Source organism: Nitratidesulfovibrio vulgaris str. Hildenborough (genome assembly GCF_000195755.1).
In the GTDB taxonomy this organism is placed as follows: Bacteria; Desulfobacterota; Desulfovibrionia; order Desulfovibrionales; family Desulfovibrionaceae; genus Nitratidesulfovibrio; species Nitratidesulfovibrio vulgaris.
This window is the reverse complement of sequence record NC_002937.3, coordinates 1,364,310-1,384,037: the sequence shown is the minus strand read 5'-3', so window position 1 is coordinate 1,384,037 and position 19,728 is coordinate 1,364,310. Positions and strand designations below refer to the sequence as shown.

The 19,728-nt window shown below is 60.8% G+C and carries 16 protein-coding genes and 1 tRNA gene; 9 read left to right on the top strand and 8 right to left on the bottom strand.

Annotated features, from left to right (window positions below; genetic code table 11):
* Genes dsrK through dsrP form a run of 4 tightly spaced genes read left to right on the top strand, consistent with a single transcriptional unit; the run spans position 1 to position 3,954 of the window.
* Positions 1-1,611 (top strand): sulfate reduction electron transfer complex DsrMKJOP subunit DsrK, encoded by a 1,611-nt coding sequence (dsrK, locus tag DVU_RS06080; protein WP_010938585.1) that lies wholly within the window; start codon positions 1-3, stop codon positions 1,609-1,611.
* A 2-nt stretch (positions 1,612-1,613) separates the two neighbouring features.
* A complete protein-coding gene (dsrJ, locus tag DVU_RS06075) occupies positions 1,614-1,994 on the top strand; it encodes a sulfate reduction electron transfer complex DsrMKJOP subunit DsrJ (protein ID WP_010938584.1) in 381 nt (126 codons plus the stop codon).
* The gene (gene dsrO, locus DVU_RS06070) at positions 1,994-2,779 is read left to right on the top strand and encodes a sulfate reduction electron transfer complex DsrMKJOP subunit DsrO (protein ID WP_010938583.1); all 786 of its coding nucleotides are present in this window, start codon (positions 1,994-1,996) and stop codon (positions 2,777-2,779) included. Before dsrJ ends, dsrO begins: the two co-directional genes overlap by 1 nt.
* 11 nt (positions 2,780-2,790) lie before the next feature.
* On the top strand, positions 2,791-3,954 hold the full coding sequence (dsrP, locus tag DVU_RS06065; RefSeq protein ID WP_010938582.1) for a sulfate reduction electron transfer complex DsrMKJOP subunit DsrP: 1,164 nt from the start codon (positions 2,791-2,793) through the stop codon (positions 3,952-3,954).
* Between the two features lie 187 nt (positions 3,955-4,141).
* Here the strand turns inward: dsrP and DVU_RS06060 are convergent, their stop codons facing one another.
* The 8 genes from DVU_RS06060 to ftsH all read right to left on the bottom strand — a co-directional run bounded on the left by DVU_RS06060 (position 4,142) and on the right by ftsH (position 14,052).
* Positions 4,142-4,534 carry a response regulator gene (locus DVU_RS06060; RefSeq protein ID WP_011792460.1) on the bottom strand — a complete coding sequence of 131 codons (393 nt, stop codon included), beginning with the start codon at positions 4,532-4,534 and terminating at the stop codon, positions 4,142-4,144.
* A gap of 249 nt (positions 4,535-4,783) precedes the next feature.
* Positions 4,784-7,162 (bottom strand): replication restart helicase PriA, encoded by a 2,379-nt coding sequence (priA, locus tag DVU_RS06055; RefSeq protein WP_010938580.1) that lies wholly within the window; start codon positions 7,160-7,162, stop codon positions 4,784-4,786.
* Positions 7,163-7,237: 75 nt separating this feature from the next.
* On the bottom strand, positions 7,238-8,110 hold the full coding sequence (gene galU, locus DVU_RS06050) for a UTP--glucose-1-phosphate uridylyltransferase GalU (RefSeq protein WP_011792462.1): 873 nt from the start codon (positions 8,108-8,110) through the stop codon (positions 7,238-7,240).
* Positions 8,111-8,153: 43 nt separating this feature from the next.
* The gene (glmM, locus tag DVU_RS06045) at positions 8,154-9,506 is read right to left on the bottom strand and encodes a phosphoglucosamine mutase (protein WP_010938578.1); all 1,353 of its coding nucleotides are present in this window, start codon (positions 9,504-9,506) and stop codon (positions 8,154-8,156) included.
* A gap of 59 nt (positions 9,507-9,565) precedes the next feature.
* Positions 9,566-10,468: a CdaR family protein gene (locus tag DVU_RS06040; protein WP_010938577.1), complete on the bottom strand. Its 903-nt coding sequence runs from the start codon at positions 10,466-10,468 to the stop codon at positions 9,566-9,568.
* A gap of 1 nt (position 10,469) precedes the next feature.
* On the bottom strand, positions 10,470-11,216 hold the full coding sequence (cdaA, locus tag DVU_RS06035; protein ID WP_010938576.1) for a diadenylate cyclase CdaA: 747 nt from the start codon (positions 11,214-11,216) through the stop codon (positions 10,470-10,472).
* An 8-nt stretch (positions 11,217-11,224) separates the two neighbouring features.
* Entirely contained in the window at positions 11,225-12,085 is an 861-nt protein-coding gene (folP, locus tag DVU_RS06030) for a dihydropteroate synthase (protein WP_010938575.1), read from the bottom strand.
* Positions 12,082-14,052, bottom strand: coding sequence for an ATP-dependent zinc metalloprotease FtsH (ftsH, locus tag DVU_RS06025; protein ID WP_010938574.1), 1,971 nt, complete (start codon positions 14,050-14,052; stop codon positions 12,082-12,084). The genes folP and ftsH overlap by 4 nt, the downstream gene beginning before the upstream one ends.
* 389 nt (positions 14,053-14,441) lie before the next feature.
* Here ftsH and DVU_RS06020 point away from each other — a divergent pair.
* The 5 genes from DVU_RS06020 to pilQ all read left to right on the top strand — a co-directional run bounded on the left by DVU_RS06020 (position 14,442) and on the right by pilQ (position 19,679).
* A tRNA-Sec gene (locus DVU_RS06020) sits at positions 14,442-14,535 on the top strand.
* Between the two features lie 622 nt (positions 14,536-15,157).
* Positions 15,158-17,029 (top strand): type IV pilus biogenesis protein PilM, encoded by a 1,872-nt coding sequence (locus DVU_RS06015; protein WP_223295148.1) that lies wholly within the window; start codon positions 15,158-15,160, stop codon positions 17,027-17,029.
* A gap of 5 nt (positions 17,030-17,034) precedes the next feature.
* Positions 17,035-17,586, top strand: a complete 552-nt coding sequence (locus DVU_RS06010) for a hypothetical protein (protein WP_011792465.1) — start codon at positions 17,035-17,037, stop codon at positions 17,584-17,586.
* Between the two features lie 4 nt (positions 17,587-17,590).
* A complete protein-coding gene (locus tag DVU_RS06005; RefSeq protein ID WP_011792466.1) occupies positions 17,591-18,085 on the top strand; it encodes a hypothetical protein in 495 nt (164 codons plus the stop codon).
* Positions 18,086-18,104: 19 nt separating this feature from the next.
* Entirely contained in the window at positions 18,105-19,679 is a 1,575-nt protein-coding gene (gene pilQ, locus DVU_RS06000) for a type IV pilus secretin PilQ (protein WP_010938569.1), read from the top strand.
* Positions 19,680-19,728: the final 49 nt, after the last annotated feature.

Here is a 19,728-nt window from a genome sequence, read left to right as displayed (position 1 = left end):
ATGTCCAAACTGCCAACCCCCGAACAGCTGATCGCAAGCAAGCCCGGCTTTCCCGCCGAAAGCTGGATGGATGTGAAGCCCGACTTCCGCCCCGGCACATGGTGTTATCCGTCCAAGCCGGACATCATGAAGAGCCTCGGGATGCCCAACCCGCACGAGTGGGCTCCTGATCAGGAAGACTGGAACCTTCCGGAGAACTGGGAGGAGATTCTTTACAATGGCCTGAAGGAGCGTCTCGAAAAGCACCGCTCGCTCAAGCTGTTCATGGACATCTGCGTGCGTTGCGGCGCCTGCGCCGACAAGTGCCACTTCTTCATCGGCACCGGCGACCCCAAGAACATGCCCGTTCTGCGTGCCGAGTTGCTGCGTTCAGTCTACCGGCGCGACTTCACCACCGCCGGCAAGCTGCTCGGCAAGCTGGTGGGAGCCCGGAAGCTCGACAAGGACGTGGTCAAGGAGTGGTTCTACTACTTCTACCAGTGCACCGAATGCCGCCGTTGCTCCCTGTTCTGCCCCTATGGCATCGACACGGCTGAAATCACGGCCATCGCCCGCGAGCTGCTGCACGAAGTAGGTCTGGGCATCAACTGGATCATGGAGCCGGTGTACAACTGTAACCGCACCGGCAACCACCTCGGCATCCAGCCCCACGCTTTCAAGGAGATCGTCGAGTTCCTCTGCGAGGACATCGAAACGATCACCGGCATCCACATCGACCCGCCCTTCAACGAGAAGGGACATGAGATCGTCTTCATCACCCCTTCGGGTGACGTGTTCGCCGATCCCGGCATCTACACGTTCATGGGCTACCTCATGCTCTTCCACGAGATCGGGCTGGACTATACCCTTTCGACCTACGCCTCCGAAGGCGGCAACTTCGGTTCATTCACTTCCTTCGACATGGCGAAGAAGCTGAACGCGAAGATGTACGCCGAAGCCGAGCGCCTTGGCTCCAAGTGGATTCTCGGCGGCGAGTGCGGTCACATGTGGCGCGTCGTCCACCAGTACATGGAGACGTTCAACGGCCCCACCCCCTCGCACATGGAAGTGCCCAAGTCGCCCATCACCGGCACGGTCTTCGAAAACGCCGCCGCCACCAAGATGGTGCACATCACCGAGTTCACGGCCGACCTCATCAAGCACAACAAGCTGCGCCTCGACCCCAGCCGCAACGACCACCTCACGGTGACGTTCCACGACTCGTGCAACCCTGCACGAGGCATGGGTCTGCTTGAAGAGCCCAGATACGTCATCAAGTCGGTGTGCAACAACTTCTACGAAATGCCCGAGAACACCATCCGTGAGCAGACTTTCTGCTGCGGCGGCGGTTCCGGCCTGAACACCGACGAGATCATGGAATTGCGCATGCGCGGCGGTCTGCCACGAGGCAACGCCCTGCGTTATGTGCAGCAGAAGCACGGCGTCGACACCATGGCCTGCATTTGCGCCATCGACCGTGCCACGCTGCCTCCCCTTGCCAACTACTGGGCTCCCGGCGTTTCCGTCTACGGTACGCACGAACTGGTTGCAAACGCCCTCGTCATGCGTGGTGAGACCAAGCGCACCATGGACCTCCGTCAAGAAGACCTGCCCGGCATGGAGGACGCATAATCATGTATAACGGCAAGTACATCATCCCCGGCATCGTCATCTTTGTCGGGCTGTTCACCTTCCCGTTCTGGAGCAACCTGCTGACGCCCAAGTACGAGCGTCCGCAGATTGCCCTCCCCGCCGGGGAGAAGGAATGCATCGAGCCCGTGGGCTACATGCGCGCCGAACATATGCACATCCTCAACCTTTGGCGCGACGAGGCCCTTCGCGAAGGCAAGCGTCTTTACGTGGCGAGCAACGGCAAGCAGTGGGAGATCAGCCTCCAGAACACCTGCATGAAGTGCCACGCCAACAAGGCCGACTTCTGCGACAAGTGCCACAACTCCAACAGCGTGAGCCCCTACTGCTGGGACTGCCATGTCGCTCCGAGGGGGAACCAGTAATGAACAACAGCAGAAGACGATTCCTGAAGATCGCCAGCCTCTCGGTTTTCGGCCTTGGGGCCAAGGGCGTCCTTGATGTCGCCGCTGGCACCACCCCGGACGCCGCTGCGCTGACCGGCAAATATGAAGACGGTGCGACCGCGCTCAAGGCGAAACGCTGGGCCATGGTCATCGACATGCGCAAGTTCACCTCCCCCGAGGACTACTCGCGCGTCATCGAGGCCTGTCACTCGATCCACAACGTTCCTTCCATCGAAGGCAATCAGGAGATCAAGTGGCTCTGGACGGACACCTACGAAGCGACCTTCCCTGACGACATGAACCCCCACCTGTCGCAGGAAGTTCTCGAACGCCGTTATCTGCTCCTGTGCAACCACTGCGAGAACCCGCCCTGCGTGCGTGTGTGTCCCACCAAGGCCACATTCAAGCGCGCCGACGGCATCGTCGTCATGGACTACCACCGTTGCATCGGTTGCCGCTTCTGCATGGCCGGTTGCCCCTACGGCGCCCGTAGCTTCAACTTCGGCGACCCGCAGCCGCACATCAAGGCCATCAATCCGAAGTTCCCGGCCCGCACACGCGGTGTCGTGGAAAAGTGCACCTTCTGTAGCGAACGGCTTGCCGTGGGCCAGCTGCCCGCGTGCGTGGAGGCCTCCAACGGCGCCATTCTCTTCGGCGACCTGGATGACCCGAACTCGCCCGTACGTAAGGCCCTGAACGAAAACTACAGCATTCGCCGCAAGCCCAGTGTAGGCACCCAGCCCGGCGTCTACTACATCGTCTAGGAGGACTGGCCATGGTTGAGAAGCTTCTCAAGGGCTCCCCGGCGTACTACATCTGGCTGCTTTTCCTCGGCAGCATCGTCGGTCTCGGGGGGTTCACCTACCTGTTCCAGCTGAAGTACGGCCTCGCCATCACCGGCATGAGCCGCGACGTGTCCTGGGGTCTCTACATCTCCCAGTTCACGTATCTCGTCGGTGTTGCGGCGTCGGCGGTCATGCTGGTGCTGCCCGCCTACTTCCACCACTACAAGCAGTTCAAGAAAATGATCATCCTCGGTGAGTTCATGGCCATATCGGCAGTGCTGATGTGCATGCTCTTCATCGTGGTCGACATGGGCCAGCCCCAGCGGATGCTCAACGTCATCCTGCACCCCACCCCCAACTCCGTCATGTTCTACGACATGATGGTCCTGATGGGCTACCTGTTCATCAACCTGCTGGTCGGGTGGGTGACCCTTGAGGCTGAGCGGCATGATGTTGAACCTCCCAAGTGGATCAAGTTCTTCATCTACCTGTCCGTCATCTGGGCGTTCAGCATCCACACCGTCACGGCGTTCCTCTACGCCGGTCTCCCCGGCCGCCACTACTGGCTCACAGCCATCATGGCCGCCCGTTTCCTCTCTTCGGCCTTCTGCTCCGGTCCTGCCATCCTGCTGCTGCTGGTATTCGTGCTGCGCCGCCTGACAGGCTTCAACCCCGGTCGCGAAGCTGTGCAGACGCTCACGAAGATCATCACGTATGCCATGTGCATCAACGTGTTCTTCTACCTGCTCGAAGTCTTCACCGCGTTCTACAGCGGCATGCCCGGACACCAGCATCCGCTCGTGTTCCTCTTCGCCGGTCACGGCGGGCATTCCTACTGGGTGAACGGCTGGATGTGGACGGCGGTCGTCTTTGCCTTCCTTTCGCTGGCATTGCTCATTCCGCCCCAGATTCGCGACAATGAGAAGGTTCTGCCTTGGGCTCTGGTCATGCTTGTCATCGCATCGTGGATCGACAAGGGCCTCGGCCTGCTCATCGGCGGTTTCACCCCGAACCCCTTCGAAGGCATCACTGTCTACGCACCCTCTGTCCCCGAAATCCTGATCGCCCTTGGCATCTACGCCTTCGGCCTTCTGGTGCTCTCGCTGCTGTGGAAGATAGCCATCGAAGTGAAGAAGGAAGCTGGCACGTTCTAGCCCCCCTTCCGACATCAAGGCCCGCCTCGCAAGAGGCGGGCCTTTTTTGTTTTTCGCGAAAGAGTACGCGAAAGGCTGTGTGCAGATGTCCAGCCCGCCTGCGAAGATTTTTCTGCACACGAAAAAAGCCCCCGGCCATAACGCCGGAGGCCCATTCGCCTGCAATCATAACATAGCGTACCGAGGCTCAACCACCAACCAGCGATCCCATATGGCGCCCAATCCCCTTCACGAGATCATCCATGTTCTGAAGGGGCTTTGTGTAGATATCGTCACGAGTGACACCGATTGCGATCAATTCGGGTGGGAGTTTATAGTTCGTCGAACCGGTATGGATAAGATACCTGAGCGCCGGACGCAAAGTATGAGCCTTGAGGATGAAATCGTTGCCGCTCATGCCCGGCAGTCGCATGTCTATGATTCCGACATGGGGTGAGACCTCTGCCAGAAGATTCAGGGCGTCCTCACCGCTGGAGGCGGTGACGACATTGAACCCCTCATCTTCGAGATAGGCTTCGAGATTCTCGCGAACCATTTCCTCGTCATCCACGACGAGCACGAGCACAGATGCGTGATCCATGTTCCCCCCGGTATCGGCCATATCGGATAGTAGACCAAAGCGGGCCGGACGGCAATGTTGTGGAGGTTCAGGAAGGCTCTCTGACGATGACCTGCTCACGACGCAGAGGACACCACGAAGGTCTGTCCAGCTTCTCATCAAGAGGTCTATGCTTTGGTGTCGACACGCTACACCGTGAAGGGTCTCCACTTGTACAGAAGGGGCAATCAGCACAGTTCCTAACGACAACGATCATGACAACCACCTTGATTATAGCATGTTAACAGGGTCGAGATCCAGTGAGAGCGAAAGATGGCGGTGCGATACACTGCCAGAGGCCGCACCGTAGACACGGCGCAAACCTAGCCAGTCTGCCCCTTTGAGAAGGCAATTGAACCGCTTTCTTCCCCGCAGGAGAGGGAGGGGGGCAGGTGCGGGGCCCAGCACCTGAACACCTTCCTGACTCCCCATCCGACGAAGTTCACCAGCCAATGACGTAACTTCTGCAAGGCCTTCGCGGCAGTCTACAGGATAGCTCATCCGGACAAGGGCAAGCCTGACGAACGGAGGATAGCGTCGCCGTTGCCGGATGGCAATCTCGTGTTCGAAGAAGGCTTCATAGTCGCCACGAAGCACATACTGCCAACAGTAATGCCCCGGGTCTCTTGTCTGGATGAGTACCTTGCCCGGCAACTCTCCACGACCTGCCCGCCCGGATGACTGCACGAGCAACTGGAATGTACGCTCTGATGCCCGGTAGTCCGGCAGGTTCAGGCCAAGGTCGCCATCTGCGACAACCGCCAGCGTGACCTTGGGAAAATGATGGCCCTTCGACAGCATCTGGGTCCCTACAAGCACTTGTGCCTCTTCACGGGCGAAGGCCGCGAGAATCTCCTCCATGCGCCCCTGACGTCGCGTGCTGTCCCTGTCGAGGCGCAGCACACGCCCGCCGGGTGGCAAAAAGGACGCAATGGACTCCTCGAGGCGCTCTGTCCCTTCCCCCATGGGCAGGTAGTGCATGCCTTTGCAATTGGGACAGACTGCCGGATAGGCCACGGAGTGGCCGCAATAGTGGCAGACCAGACGTTCGCGGCCCTTGTGATACGTGAGTCCGATGTCACAGTGCGGGCAACGCGCAACAGTGCCGCAGTCCAGGCAATACATGAGCGGGGCGTATCCTCTTCTGTTCAGGAGAATGACCGCCTGCTCCCCTTTTGCCAATGTGGCACCGAGCGCGGCTGTGGTCGCTGGCGCGAGTATGCCGTCGGTCGGCCCCAACGACCGGATGTCCACCAGTTCGACGGATGGCAGGGTGCCGCCTCCAACGCGCGAGGTAAGCCGGGCTGCGGGAAGCACCCCCTCACGGGCTGCATGCCATGTCTTGAGGTCCGGCGTGGCAGACCCCAAAACCAGAAGCCCGTTCGACTGCCCTACCCTGAACCACGCAACTTCCTTGGCCTGATAGTTGAGCCCTTCATCCTGCTTGAATGAAGAATCGTGCTCCTCGTCGAGTACGACAGCCCCGATATCCTGAACTGGCAAGAACAATGCCGACCGGGTTCCCACGATGATGCGCGGTTGATTTCGGGTCGTCGCCAGAAGGCGAAACGTAGCCTCACGCACGGCAGGTGTCTGGTAGCCATGGTACAGCACGACAGGCGCCTCTGGCAGGCTGTTCGCCACGTCGCGGCGCAACTTGCATGCCAGTGCGACTTCCGGTGCGAGCAGCAGCACACTGCGCCCTCTGGCCAGGCACATCTTGGCTAGTTCGAGATAGACTGCCGTCTTGCCGCTGCCCGTGATGCCGTAGAGGACCCACGTGGCCGGGCCTTCCGCATCCATGGCCGCTGCGAAGTTTCCGACTGCGGCGGACTGTTCCTCCGTAAGCACCAGCGTTTGCGGCGCATCGAGGGGCGTTGAGGAGGCTTCACTGATACCGCACGCGCAAGAGGCCTCGTCGATGGCCTCGATAGCGACAAGTCCTCGCTCAAGGAGCGCACCGAGGGCAGTCGTACAGCCGGTCCCCAGCGTTTCGGTGAGCACCTTGCGACTCGTCGTGCCACGTTCGTAAAGGAAATCAAGGATAGCCGCCTGCCGATGGGCCGATGGACGTAGCGGCCACGGCGGGTCAGCCTTGAGCACGCACATCTCGCTGGCTGCCGCATCCTCTCCGGCGACAAGCACCTCGAAAGAGCCTTCGCGCCACAGCTGTCCAAGCCTCTGAAGAACCTCTTTATCAAGTCCGGCAAGTTCACGCGGCTTCAGCAGGCGTTTTCGACCGTTATCGATGAGTCGCAGACGAACCTTCGACGTACGCAGCCCTGCGGGAAGCAGGTTGCCGAGAATACGCCCCTGTGTCACCCCCTGCCGCAAGGCCAGATGGCGCACCATGTCAAGATAGTCCCCGTTCAGGCACGGTTCGACGTCAAGCGGACAGATGAGGGGTTTGGGTGTGACCCCCTCGGGAAGAGCGACCGTATTGCCGTCATCGCCCAGCACGACACCGACGCGCAAGGTTCCTGCACCAAGAGGCACGATAACACGCGTTCCCGGTGAGAGTGCGGTGTCCTGAAGCCATGCGGGAAGTGCATACGTCAGGGTGGCATAAGGCGGGCTGGTAAGCGCGACGGAAAACAACCGTTCAGACATGGTGACCGGGAGGGATTGAGAGGTCGGCCCCGAGGGGCGAAGCAAGGTGCCCGGCCTTGCAGCCGGGCACCAGTGTCAACAACGGAAAGGCAGGAGAGGTCGCAACTGACTTATGAGGTCGTCGCGCAAGCCTTCTTCCTGAAGTGCGAAATAGATATTGGCCGTGAGATATTCGGCCCAGTCGCCTGCGTCGAAACGCATGCCCCGAATCTTGACGGCAAGCAGCCCCCTGTCATCGGCAAGGTTCTGCAACGCATCGGTGAGCTGAATCTCGCCACCATGTCCGGGTTTCACCTTTTCAAGGCTGTCGAAGATATCCGGCGTGAGGACATAGCGCCCCACGATGGCGAGGCGTGAGGGTGCTTCAGCGATGCTCGGCTTCTCGACGAGGCGGGAAACCTTGTAGATGCCCGGGGCCGTCTCCTCGCCCGCAATGATGCCGTAACGCGAGACCTTGTCGGCCGGAACCTCCATGACCCCGATGACAGGCAAGTGCTCTGCCACAGCCACATCGATGAGTTGCTGGATACCCGGCGTCATGCCGAACATCAGGTCGTCACCCACCATGACGGCAAAGGGTTCATCCCGGACGATCTCACGTGCGCAAAGAACGGCATGCCCAAGGCCAAGCTGCTTCTTCTGGCGCACCGAGATGATGTTCACCATCTCGGCGACCTCGCGCACCTGCCGGAGCATTTCGGTCTTGCCGGCACGCTCGAGAACGGATTCAAGCTGGAGGTTGTAGTCGAAGTGGTCCTCGATGATCTTCTTGTCCCGGTTGGTGACGAAGACGACATCGCCAATACCGGACTTTTGCGCCTCTTCTACGACATACTGTACCACAGGCTTGTTGTAGACCGGGAGCATCTCCTTGGGGATGTTCTTGGTCGCCGGAAGCGACCGAGTGCCCCACCCTGCGACAGGAATGACCACCTTGCGTATGTTCACGGGCATACTCCTTTCCGCGAGGGAACTACGGCGTTGAAGAGGTCTAGCGCAAATGCTTCTGCACGGTCTCTGCAAGCATCTCGGCAAGCCGGGCAACCTGTTCGGGGTGTTCACCCTCGACCATGACCCGACATACGGATTCTGTCCCGGAGTACCTCAGCAGGACGCGCCCACGGTCGCCAAGTTCGGTTTCTATGGCTGCAACCGCGTCCGCAACCGGCTGACACTCCGCGAAGGGTATCTTCCGCTCCACATGGACATTGATAAGCTGCTGCGGGAAAAGCTGCAACTGTCCAGCCAGTTCGGACAGAGGCTTACCGCGTTCGCGCATGATGCGCAAAATCTGCAGGGCCGCCAGAAGGCCGTCGCCCGTGGTGCTGTACTCGCGGAAGATGAGATGCCCGGACTGTTCTCCCCCCAGCAGGGCTCCATGCTGGCGCATGGCCTCGACCACGTAGCGGTCGCCAACGGCTGTACGCAGCAGGGTGCCGCCATGCTCCTTCATGAAGACTTCGAGCGCCATGTTGCTCATGACGGTGGCGACCAGCATATTGCCGGGAAGCTTTCCCTTGGCCATGAGGTCCTGGGCGCAAAGGGCCATGATCTGGTCGCCATCCAGAATGGTGCCCTTCTCGTCCACGACAATCAGCCTGTCGGCGTCACCGTCGAGTGCGAGACCGATGTCGGCGCGGGTCTCGCGCACTTTTGCAGCGACCACTTCCGGATAGAGCGACCCGCACTGGTGGTTGATGTTGAGTCCGTTTGGTTCCGTGCCCAGTTTGATCACCTCTGCGCCGAGTTCCTCCAGCGCGAGGGGAGCGACCTTGTAGTTCGCCCCGTTGGCGCAGTCGATGACGACACGCAACCCGTCGAGGGTGAGGTCTGCGGGGAAGCTGCTCTTGATGTAGACGATGTAGCGACCGGGTGCGTCTGCAATCTTGTAGGCACGCCCGACCTTCTCCGACGCGGGATAATCCCACTGCCAGTCCGGGTCGAGGACCATGTCGGTCATCTGGTTCTCGACATCGTCGGGCAGTTTGAAGCCGGAACGGTCGAAGAACTTGATACCGTTATCCATGAAGGGATTATGCGAAGCGGAGATGACCACTCCGAGGTCAGCCCGCATATTGCGGGTCAGGAACGAGATGGCGGGTGTAGGCAGCGGCCCCACCTGAAAGACATCCATGCCCGCAGCGCACAAGCCAGCGGTGAGGGCCGACTCGAACATGTAGCCCGAAAGCCGCGTGTCCTTTCCGATGACGACACGATGTCTGCGATTGCCATTGCGGAAACGCGTGCCCGCTGCGAGGCCAAGTCGCAACGCCATATCGGCGGTCATAGGGTATATGTTGACCTGTCCGCGCAGACCGTCAGTGCCGAAAAGCCTTCTGCCCATATGTCATTCTCCTGAAGTGCAATGCCTGCCGAGGCCCCGCAGGGCAACGGGCAGATAGCCTATCTCTTCTGAATTGTCACCGTTACGGTGTCGGGGACGACCTCGTCCACGCGAACACCGTCGGGGGATACCGTATGCACCGGCAGGTGCAGCACTCCCGGTGCCACATCTTCCGGAAGTTCTATCCGGGCTTCGATACTCTTGAGCACCTCTGCGTCGGAAGCCTGCGACCGGGGCAATTCGGCCCTGATGGACACCTTGGCCGGGGCGACCTTGATGCGAAGCCCCTGTATGTCATCGAAGCGCACCTGCCGCGAAAGAACGACCTCACGTCGGGCGATGGTGACCCTGTAGGCAACCTGCAACTGCGCCGGGGTGCTTTCGACAAGTTCAGGAACGACCACAGGCACGTCCACGAGGACATCCCCAACGGTATCAGCCGGAGGAGGCGGAACCTCGGCGTGGAGTTTACGCAAGGCATCCACCACGCTTTCAGGCCCACGCACCCTGACCTTGGCAGGAGTGAACCGCAGCCCTTCGACCACCACGTCCGGCGCCACCGTCCCTGTCACACGCGCATCGACGGGGACTTCACGTTCTGCCACGCTATCGACCTCAAGCACCAGCCGGGATGGCGTCACCTCCACGACCTCGAAAGCTCGCGTGATGGGCAGTTTCTCGACTACGACCGGTACGATGGACGTTCCCTTCTTCAGTGTGGAAAGGTCTACGGCGTAGGTGAGACTCGCCTCATTGATGGACCGCATGAGTCCCTTGGGGCCACGCAGACGCACGGAGACTTTCTTGACGAGACCGTCGCGCACGATCAATCCCGCAGGCATCCCCTTGAATTCGACGCGCACTTCGATGAGCGTTTCGACACGCTCTTGTCCGGTAACCATGTACCACATCGTCACCGACATGACACAGGCCATGAGCATATACAGCCAGTTGGAGCGCATCCTACTTCTCCAGTATGTTGCGTAGCACGCGCTTGAGCCGCGTCGCATCGAGACTGGTCGTCAGCTTGCCACCCACGGCAACCGTGATGGCCCCCCGTTCTTCCGAGACGACGACGGCAACCGCGTCACTCTCTTCGGTGATGCCCAGCGCAGCGCGGTGGCGCGTGCCGAAGTCCTGCCGTTCGGTGACGGCGGCCAGCGGAAGTATGCAGGCGGCAGCGGCTATCTCCCGTCCGCGAATGATAACTGCCCCGTCATGAAGCGGGGTCTTCGGAAAAAAGATGGTGATGAGCAACTCGCGCGAGACCTGTGCCCCCAACTTCACGCCGCGTTCGAGCATGTCGCCGAGCGCCACATTGCGTTCGATGACGATGAGCGCTCCGATACGCCGCTGTGCAAGATACAGTGCCGCCCCGATGATTTCATTGAGATGCTCGTCTTCTGTGGAGCGTCGCCGCCGGAAACTTCGAGCCCCCATGTCCGTGAGTGCCTGCCGGATGTCTCTCTGGAAGAGCACGATGATGACGAGGAACAACGACCCGAGGAAGTTCTCAAGCAGCCAGCCGAGCGTGTAGAGGCCGAGTTCCCGCGAGACGAAGTAGACGACGACCAGCAGTAGCAGACCATAGATGGCTGAAACGGCACGGGTGTCCTTCACCAGCAGGATGACACGATAGAAGAGGACAGCCACGAGTGCCATATCGAGCAAGTCGCGCCAGCCCACGGTGACGGTATCGAACAGCAGCATGAATACTCCTAGACGGCGCCCATGGCAGCCACAAGGCGCAAGGTGTGCACCGTGGCGACAACGTCATGAACGCGGTGATACCGCACTCCGCGCCCGGCGAGAAGGGCTGTGGCCACCTGCGTCGCAGTGCCTCGCTCATGCGGGGCCAGACCAAGCAGCGCACCGAAGAGCGACTTGTTCGAAAGTCCCATGAATACGGGCCGCCCCAGGGTCGAAAAGCGCTCGATGTGACGCAGGATGTCGAAATTATGCTCCATCGTCTTGCCGAAGCCGATACCGGGGTCGAGCACAATATGCCCCTCCGGCAAGCCAGCAGCGGTGAGGGCTGCCATCTCCCGTTCGAAGAAGGCGAGGATGTCATCAACGACATCGGCATACGTGGGGGCATCCTGCATCGTGCCGGGCTTGCCCAGACTGTGCATCAGGACGTAGCCGGGGCGGTACTGTGCCACCACGTCACGCAGGGCAGGGTCGAAGGCACAGGCGGAAATATCGTTGATGATGTCCGCCCCCGCGTCGAGGACTGCCACGGCGGTTGCCGCCTTGTACGTGTCTACCGAAAGGGGTACGGGCAGGCCCGCAACGTCACGCAGACCTTTCAGACCGTCGACAACGGGCAGGACACGCGCGAGTTCTTCCTCAAGTGAGACCGGGGCGGCGTAGGGTCGAGACGACTCGGCCCCGATGTCCAGGATGTGCGCCCCATCGTCAACAAGTCTTCGACCATGTTGGACTGCGGCCTCGGTCGTCTCGTGCTGCCCCCCGTCGTAGAACGAATCGGGAGTGACGTTGACGATGCCATAAACGCAAAAAGGGGCAGGGCGAAACTCCCTGCCCCCCTTCAATATCCAGAGTCCGTCTGCGCTCATGCGCGGTCGTCCCTCTTTTCGGGTTCTTCAGCTTCGAGGGTGAACTCCTCGGCCGGGGTAGCGGCGTCTTCCGAAGCCTGCGGCGACTGCGCGGCCTTTGCCCCGTCCGTGGCGTTCCCTGCTGGCGGTGTCGTCCCGGAGTTTGCCGGGGCCCCGCCGTTTCCCCTTTCGGGAGGCAGCTTCTCGCCACGCATGAGGATGTCGATGTCATCACCACTGATGGTCTCGCGTTCCAGCAAGGCATTGGCGATGTCGTGCAGGGCAGTCAGGTTCTCTTCAAGCAGGGTGTGGCAACGCTGGCGAGCCTCTTCGATGATGCGCTTGACCTCGGCGTCGACCAGACGTGCCGTCTCCTCGCTGAAATTGCGCGAGTGGGCCCATTCACGCCCGATGAACACCTCTTCACCCTGTTCACCGATGGCCAGCGGGCCGATGGCCTCGCTCATGCCCCATTCGCAGACCATCTTGCGAGCCATCTTGGTGGCCCGATCGATATCGTTGCCTGCACCTGTGGTCACGTCTGAGAAGATGATCTCCTCCGCGACACGTCCGCCAAGCAGTACCACGAGGTTCCCCAGCAGGTAGTTGCGCGAATAGCCGTGCCTGTCGCCTTCCGGCAACTGCATGGTAACGCCAAGAGCCCTGCCGCGGGGGATGATGGTGACCTTGTGGATGGGGTCTGAACCGGGAATGAGCTTGGCAGCAAGGGCGTGACCGGCTTCATGGTAGGCCGTGATGCGCTTCTCTTCATCGCTCAGGATGAGGCTGCGACGCTCTTTGCCCATCAGGACCTTGTCCTTGGCGTACTCGAAATCCCCCATGTCCACGACGTCCTTGTTGAGCTTTGCAGCCTGCAACGCGGCTTCGTTGACGAGGTTCTCAAGGTCGGCACCGGAAAAGCCCGGGGTGCCCTTGGCGATGATCTCGAGGTTGACCCCGCTGGACAGCGGGGTGCGCCTGCCGTGCACTTCAAGGATGCGCTTGCGACCGCGCACGTCCGGTGTGGGCACGACCACCTGCCTGTCGAAACGACCGGGGCGCAGCAACGCCGGGTCGAGGACGTCGGGGCGGTTGGTGGCTGCGATGAGTATGACGCCCTCGTTGGATTCGAAGCCGTCCATCTCCACCAGCAGCTGGTTGAGAGTCTGCTCACGTTCGTCATGGCCGCCGCCAAGGCCAGCACCACGCTGACGACCGACTGCGTCGATTTCATCGATGAAGATGAGGCACGGCGCGTTCTTCTTGCCCTGCATGAACAGGTCGCGCACGCGCGAGGCGCCCACGCCCACGAACATCTCCACGAAGTCCGAACCGGAGATGGAGAAGAAGGGCACCCCTGCCTCACCGGCAACAGCCCGCGCCAGCAGCGTCTTGCCCGTACCGGGAGGACCGACAAGCAGCACACCCTTGGGGATGCGCCCGCCGAGGCGGGTGAACTTGCGTGGGTTGGACAGGAACTCGACGACCTCGCTGAGTTCCTCTTTTGCCTCATCGACACCGGCAACGTCCTCGAAAGTGACGCGTGCCGACTCCTGCGTGATCATGCGCGCACGAGAACGCCCGAACGACATGGCCTTGCCACCGCCGCCCTGCATCTGACGCATGAAGAAAATCCACACACCAATAAGAAGAAGCATGGGGAACCACGAAACGAGCAGCGTCATGTACCACGCGGCCTCTTCCTGCGGTTCTGCCTTGACTTCGATCTTCTTGTCGAGGAGGCGGCTTACCAGCGAGGGATCTTCGGGCGCAAATGTCTGGAAGGGTTTGCCTTCGGTGGTCTTGCCAGAGAGCTTCTGCCCCTGGATGGTGACCTCGACGACCTCGCCCTTCTCGACCCTTTGCAGGAACTCGCTATAGGTGACCCTCTGCTGCGTGCCCTGTGGTTGATTGAACAGGTTGAACAGAACGACCATCAACAGCGATATGGTCGCCCAGAGCACCAGGTTCCGCGAAAACTGGTTCAATGCGTGCCTCCGGATGGCTTGTGTTCTTTGTGAGCACCCTGCGGGTGTCGGTAGATACTAAGTCGCCTGTCACGGTTTGACAATGTTCTCGTGCAGGAAAAGCCTTTTTATGCCTGCGCACCACAGATGGGACGCCTGAAAAACCCTTCAGCGCACCCCACCGGCGACATCGCCCGCTTCTGCAACCATCTGCCACCCAACCATCAGCAACCGGCCCAGCAACTGTGCGCCCCCCCTGTCACGCCTTTTTTGCAACATTCTCACCCGACGCACTGCGAAGAGACATCATCTGTCCACGCTCACGAATCCTCCGGCAAGGAATGGCATCCGCACACAGAAGCGCTTCCCGCTTGAAATAATGCCCTCTTTGAGGTACATGTCCTTTTTCTGGAAGCGTTTTCTATCCGGTGATAGGCCCGGTCTTCAAAACCGGTGGTAGGTCGAGAGGTCTACGGTAGGTTCGACTCCTATACGCTTCCGCCAATAGCATACCAAGCCCGGCAACGGGCTTTTTTCATATCCGCATTCAGCCATCAGTCACGGTGTGTGATGTGAATGCCCCCGGCGAAAGGGCCTTCACCGCAATAACACAACGTTTTTTAACGACTTTCACATCTCTTCACATCTTGACTCGTTCAAACGGCAGCCCCACCACTAGCCGCAATCCCACAGCGACGTGGCAGAGTCGTTGTGGTCACATGGCCCCAGCCACGTCTTCGCCAAATCAACAGTTTCACAGTATACAAATGAAGTGTCGCTTCATTTTCATGCATGAACCTGCAGAAATAGCAGCCATCATAAAAAGTTATAATACTCTTGCATTCTCATAAAACTACGGCATATAGCTCAACCGCAGGCCATAGAAGCCCGACAAAAGCGCAGGGGGGGACTTTGCGCAAGGGTTTTATGTAAGACCTCACACGCAACCAAGCTACAGATTACGGACCTCTTGTGCTGTGGAGTGTCTTTGCCAACGCCATGCACGGCGGCGGCATCCACCTTGCCCATGCATCAGGTTCCGCCAACGCGACGTAATCCGTCTGCTTGAACCGCAGAAGTGCTCTCCCCCGCACCCGCGCTGATACACGAACTATCTGGATGGTGGATGATGGGTCTCAAAGCCGATGCAACCGCGACCGGGCGCCTTGTCGACATCATACGCAACGGCAGGGCCGGTCCTGCTGCGGCACGCCCGCAGAGCAGCCCCGCTGGCGGACTGTTTTCGCTCTTTGGCACCAACGGCCGTGACAGACGTACGATTGGCGTTGCATGGCGCAACCAGACCCTGTTCCTTGCCGAGACACGTCTTGGCAGTGCCACTCCTCCCGTACTGCAAGGGGTACAGGTCACCCCCATCCCGGCGGGGATGCGCCCCGGGGACGATACCTTCGCCGTATTCCTCCGCAAGCAGATTTCAGAGTTCTGCGGCACCATGCCAGACATAGACATCTGGACGGCCTTGCCTGACGAACAGGCAGAACAGTGGCACTTTCGCATCGCCAAGGTTCCCCCCAAAGAGCGTGATGAAGTCGCCTACTGGACAGCGAAGAAAGAACACGACTTCGATGAACGCCAGTCGGTGTTCGATTGCGTCATCGGAGACGAACTCATCGAACAGGGTGTGCCCAAGTTTCCAGTGTCTGCCACCATCGCCGGACGCGCCGCCCTGCACGACATGCGCAATATCATCCAGCGAACGGGCTTCGCCCTCAAGGGCGTCACCACGCGCGCAGCCGCCATGCAGAACCTGTTCAGTTCAGGCTGGGTCTCTGCCGGATGCGAGCAATACGCCGTTGTGCATATGGATGAAGACTGGACGCGCATCGACATCTACTCCGGCACTTCGGTGATGGTAAGCCGCGTCGTCAAGACAGGCTTTGCGAGCATCATCCGCGCCGTCGTCGAATCGTACATGCCGACCCCGGTCTTCGCGGATATGCCCCCGGCAGGGCAGGACGTGCCCGCCAACATCCCCGGCGAGGCGCAAGTCCGCGAACGTCTGCTCGAAGAGTCCATGGGTGACATGCAGTGCGCCGTCGCCACCCCGCTCACCCACAGTATCGACGCGCTTCACGAGCGCATCGCCCCTGCCATCGACCGTCTGCTGCGTCAGCTTGAACGCACCATGGGGCATTTCACCAACACTCTCGGCTACCCTCAGATTTCGAAGCTCTTCGTGGCCACCCCCGGTGGCTGCCTCCGCCCGCTTCTCGAGCAGTTTTCGCAATATCTGGGACTCCCCTGCGCAAGCCTGCACTCGTTGCGCGGTGCCATGACGCCGGGAGCGGAACTCGACCTCGCCAAGCTGCCCGCCGAACATCGCGAGACGGTGTGGGCGATAGGCCTCTCGCTCTCGCATGAAGGACGCACGCAGAACTGTGTGCACACCTTCCGCGAACGCCGTCAGGAAGACAAACGCCTGCGTCTGTGCCGCCACATCGCCATAGGCAGTGCCGTCGCCGTTGCGCTGACGGCGGTGTTCGCCTCCTACACGGGCACACAACTTGCGGCGGCGAAGCACAGACAGCAAGAGCTGCGCCAGAAGCTGGCAGCGTTCGGCGAGACCATGGACGAACAGAAGATGATGCTCGCCTCCGTGCAGGTCCAGTCGTTACGCAAGGCCGTGCGTGCCCTTAGTGAGCATCAGGTCGGCGTCGCCTTCGTCTCTGAACTCTCCAGCGTCACCCCCGAGGCCGTGCGCCTTTCGGGGGTGCGTCTTACGCGGGTCGAACCACAACCCGCCACCAGCGGCAAGAAGCCAGCGCAGGCGGACGAGAAGGTACAGGGTTCCGCCATGGCCATCGTCACCGGAACCGTAAGCGGCGACATACTACAGCGAGAGGCGGCTCTTGCCGATTTTCTCTACCGCCTTGAGCGTTCGCCTCTCGTCCTGTCTGTCACCGTCGAGAAGAAGGGGGCCGAAAGCGGCCTCGGGGCTGAAACGCTCCAGTTCGTAGCCACCCTCAAACTGGTGTGAGCGTCATGACCCTGCAACAGTTCCGCTCTTCACCCTACCGCATCCCGGTGCTGGCCCTGGTCGCCATCGCAGCGCTGACACTTCTCGTCATCATGCCGCTGATGAACCAGACATCTCGCACCGAGGCCGAGAACGCCCAGCTTGCGACCCTCATCGACATGCAGAAGGCGTTCAGCCCGCTGGTGTCCACGATGAAGGGTGACATGGGCAGACTCGGCAAGCACACCACCCTTCCAGCCGGGACGGAGGTCGCTCCGCCGTCGTCGCTCACTGAAGGGCTCACGGCCTTGCAACAGATGGCCACGGCCGCGTCCTTGCGCGGTGTGCGCTTCGTCCCCCTTGCCGAGTCGGTGCTGGGTTCGAATGAGCTTGTGAGGCTCGACGGCACCATGGACGGCCCGCTTGAGGCCTTCAGGCTGTTCATGCTTCAGGCCACCTCGCAGCGGTGGGTGACGCGTGTGGAACAGCTGGAGGTCACGGCAGGGCCCCAGTCGCCCATGTACAAGGTGTCGGTCTGGATTCAGGTCGGCGGCACAACCAAAGGCAACGGTGGGTAGCGCCATGACCCGCAGGGAACAGATACTTTTGGGCGTGATGGGAGCGGTCGCCGTCGTGGGTGCGCTCTCGTTCGCCATGCCCGGCGGTGGAGGTGTCACGCCCAAGGCGGTGCAGACCACCCCGGCATCTACCGTGGTTCAGAACGTCCAGAAGGCGCTTGCCGAAGTGCCTGTCTCGCCCAGCCAGCTGTATGTGCTCGACGCAGCGGTGCGCCAGGCCAGCGGCAACCCCTTCAGGCTGCCGCCGGCACCCACCGTACGCAGTGGAAGCATGGCGGGGCCGGGCGGAACCGACTCGGCGCAGACCATGGCCTACACGGGCTACCTTGCCGTGGGGAACATGGTCTTCGCCATTGTCGACGGGCTTGAATACCGCACCGGAGAGGCCGTGGCCGACAGCGGCTATGTGGTCAAGTCCATCACGCCCGGCAAGGTCGTGCTGGCAGCCGCCGAAGACGGAACCGAACGCGAACTGCCGTATACCGGCGACGACCTGTAGCAGCAGCGGGGAAATATCAATGCGCTTCACGAACACGATACTGATGACCACGTTCACGGCTCTACTCGCCGTCGCGCTCGTCGCAGGTTGCGCCAGCAAGAAGAAGGACGAGACCGACCCATTCTTCAGCAAGTGGCAGAGCCTCGCCAGCAATTCCACGGGCTTCTCGCCGCCCAAGGTGGTGCGCGACGTCAAGCCCAAGACGCTGCTGCGTCAGGAAGAGGTCACCGCCAAGCAAGAAGAGCAGAAGCGCCCGCTGCCGCAGATGCCCGTCACCCTCAAACTGCACAATGTCGACGTGGGCGTGGCCCTTCGCAGTCTTGCCGCCGCCGCCAACACCAGCATCATCGTCAGCCCCGGCGTCAAGGGCACGGCCAGCATCAACGTGAACAGGGTGCCGTGGGAAGACGTGTTCAAGGGCATTCTCGCCAGCAACGCGCTCGATTTCGCATGGCGTGGCGAGCTCATTCAGGTGATGACCCTCGCCGACAAGAAGGCAGAGGTCGAACGCGAACTGCTCGAGACGCAACGCATGGCGCAGCAACTCAAGGGCCGCAAGGTGGGGCCGCTGGTGACCTCGGTCATCGAGGTGCGTTACGCCGAAGCTGCTGAACTCAAGAAGAACCTTGAAGGCTTCCTCAGCAAGGACGAACAGAACAAGCCCGTGGGCGCCGTGGTCGTGGACACGCATACCAACTCGCTCATCGTACAGGCCGTTGAGGACGACCTTTCCAAGATCATCACGCTCGTCAACAACCTCGACAAGCCCCGCGCACAGATACTGCTCAAGGCGCACATCGTCGAAGCCACGCGCGACACCGCGCGCGACCTTGGCATCCAGTGGGGTGGCGTGGGTCGTTCCGGCAACATGGGCGACGGCAACCGCATGTGGGTAACCCCCGGCGGTTCGGGGCCCACCAAGCCCACAGACCCGCAGGCAGGAGGCGGCGTACCTGTCATCCCGCCGGGCGGCCTCAGCGGGCAGGGCTTCGGCATGAACTTCCCGGTGAACAAGGCGGGCAAGACGGCCATGGGTTCGCTGGGCCTCATGTTCGGCACCATCGGCGGCAACATGCTCGAAGTGCAGCTTTCGGCCCTGCAGGACAATGGCAAGCTCAACATCCTCTCGTCGCCCTCCATCTCCACGCTGGACAACCAGATGGCGTTCACCGAGAACGGCGAGAAGGTACCTTACGTATCCACCAACGCACAGGGCGACCGCGAAGTGAAGTTCGAAGACGCGGTGCTGCGCCTTGAAATCACCCCGCACGTCATCGACGAGTCCAACCTCAAGCTCAAGGTGCAGGTCAAGAAGGACGAGGTCGACCTTACCCGCACGGTTGAGGGCAACCCCTTCATCATCAAGAAGCAGACCGAGACGACGCTCATCGTGCAGGACGGCGAGACGGTGGTCATCTCCGGCCTCACCAAGGAACGCAGCAGCACCCGCAGACAGGGCCTGCCCTACCTGCAGGATGTAGAGGGCATCGGCGCGCTGTTCGGCAACGACTCGAAGGCGAACAAGCTTGAGGACGTGCTGATATTCATCACGCCCGCCATCCTGCCCTACCGCGAGGAAACCAGCGTCAACTAGCACGGGGCCGGACTCAGGCACGCGACCGGGCACGACGCGGGAAACAACC

Excerpts from the sequence above, each read along its gene's own strand:
- dsrK (WP_010938585.1), top strand. The coding sequence starts at position 1 with ATGTCCAAACTGCCAACCCCCGAACAGCTGATCGCAAGCAAGCCCGGC.
- dsrJ (WP_010938584.1), top strand. The coding sequence starts at position 1,614 with ATGTATAACGGCAAGTACATCATCCCCGGCATCGTCATCTTTGTCGGG.
- dsrO (WP_010938583.1), top strand. The coding sequence starts at position 1,994 with ATGAACAACAGCAGAAGACGATTCCTGAAGATCGCCAGCCTCTCGGTT.
- dsrP (WP_010938582.1), top strand. The coding sequence starts at position 2,791 with ATGGTTGAGAAGCTTCTCAAGGGCTCCCCGGCGTACTACATCTGGCTG.
- DVU_RS06060 (WP_011792460.1), bottom strand. The coding sequence starts at position 4,534 with ATGGATCACGCATCTGTGCTCGTGCTCGTCGTGGATGACGAGGAAATG.
- priA (WP_010938580.1), bottom strand. The coding sequence starts at position 7,162 with ATGTCTGAACGGTTGTTTTCCGTCGCGCTTACCAGCCCGCCTTATGCC.
- glmM (WP_010938578.1), bottom strand. The coding sequence starts at position 9,506 with ATGGGCAGAAGGCTTTTCGGCACTGACGGTCTGCGCGGACAGGTCAAC.
- DVU_RS06040 (WP_010938577.1), bottom strand. The coding sequence starts at position 10,468 with ATGCGCTCCAACTGGCTGTATATGCTCATGGCCTGTGTCATGTCGGTG.
- cdaA (WP_010938576.1), bottom strand. The coding sequence starts at position 11,216 with ATGCTGCTGTTCGATACCGTCACCGTGGGCTGGCGCGACTTGCTCGAT.
- folP (WP_010938575.1), bottom strand. The coding sequence starts at position 12,085 with ATGAGCGCAGACGGACTCTGGATATTGAAGGGGGGCAGGGAGTTTCGC.
- DVU_RS06015 (WP_223295148.1), top strand. The coding sequence starts at position 15,158 with ATGATGGGTCTCAAAGCCGATGCAACCGCGACCGGGCGCCTTGTCGAC.
- DVU_RS06010 (WP_011792465.1), top strand. The coding sequence starts at position 17,035 with ATGACCCTGCAACAGTTCCGCTCTTCACCCTACCGCATCCCGGTGCTG.
- DVU_RS06005 (WP_011792466.1), top strand. The coding sequence starts at position 17,591 with ATGACCCGCAGGGAACAGATACTTTTGGGCGTGATGGGAGCGGTCGCC.
- pilQ (WP_010938569.1), top strand. The coding sequence starts at position 18,105 with ATGCGCTTCACGAACACGATACTGATGACCACGTTCACGGCTCTACTC.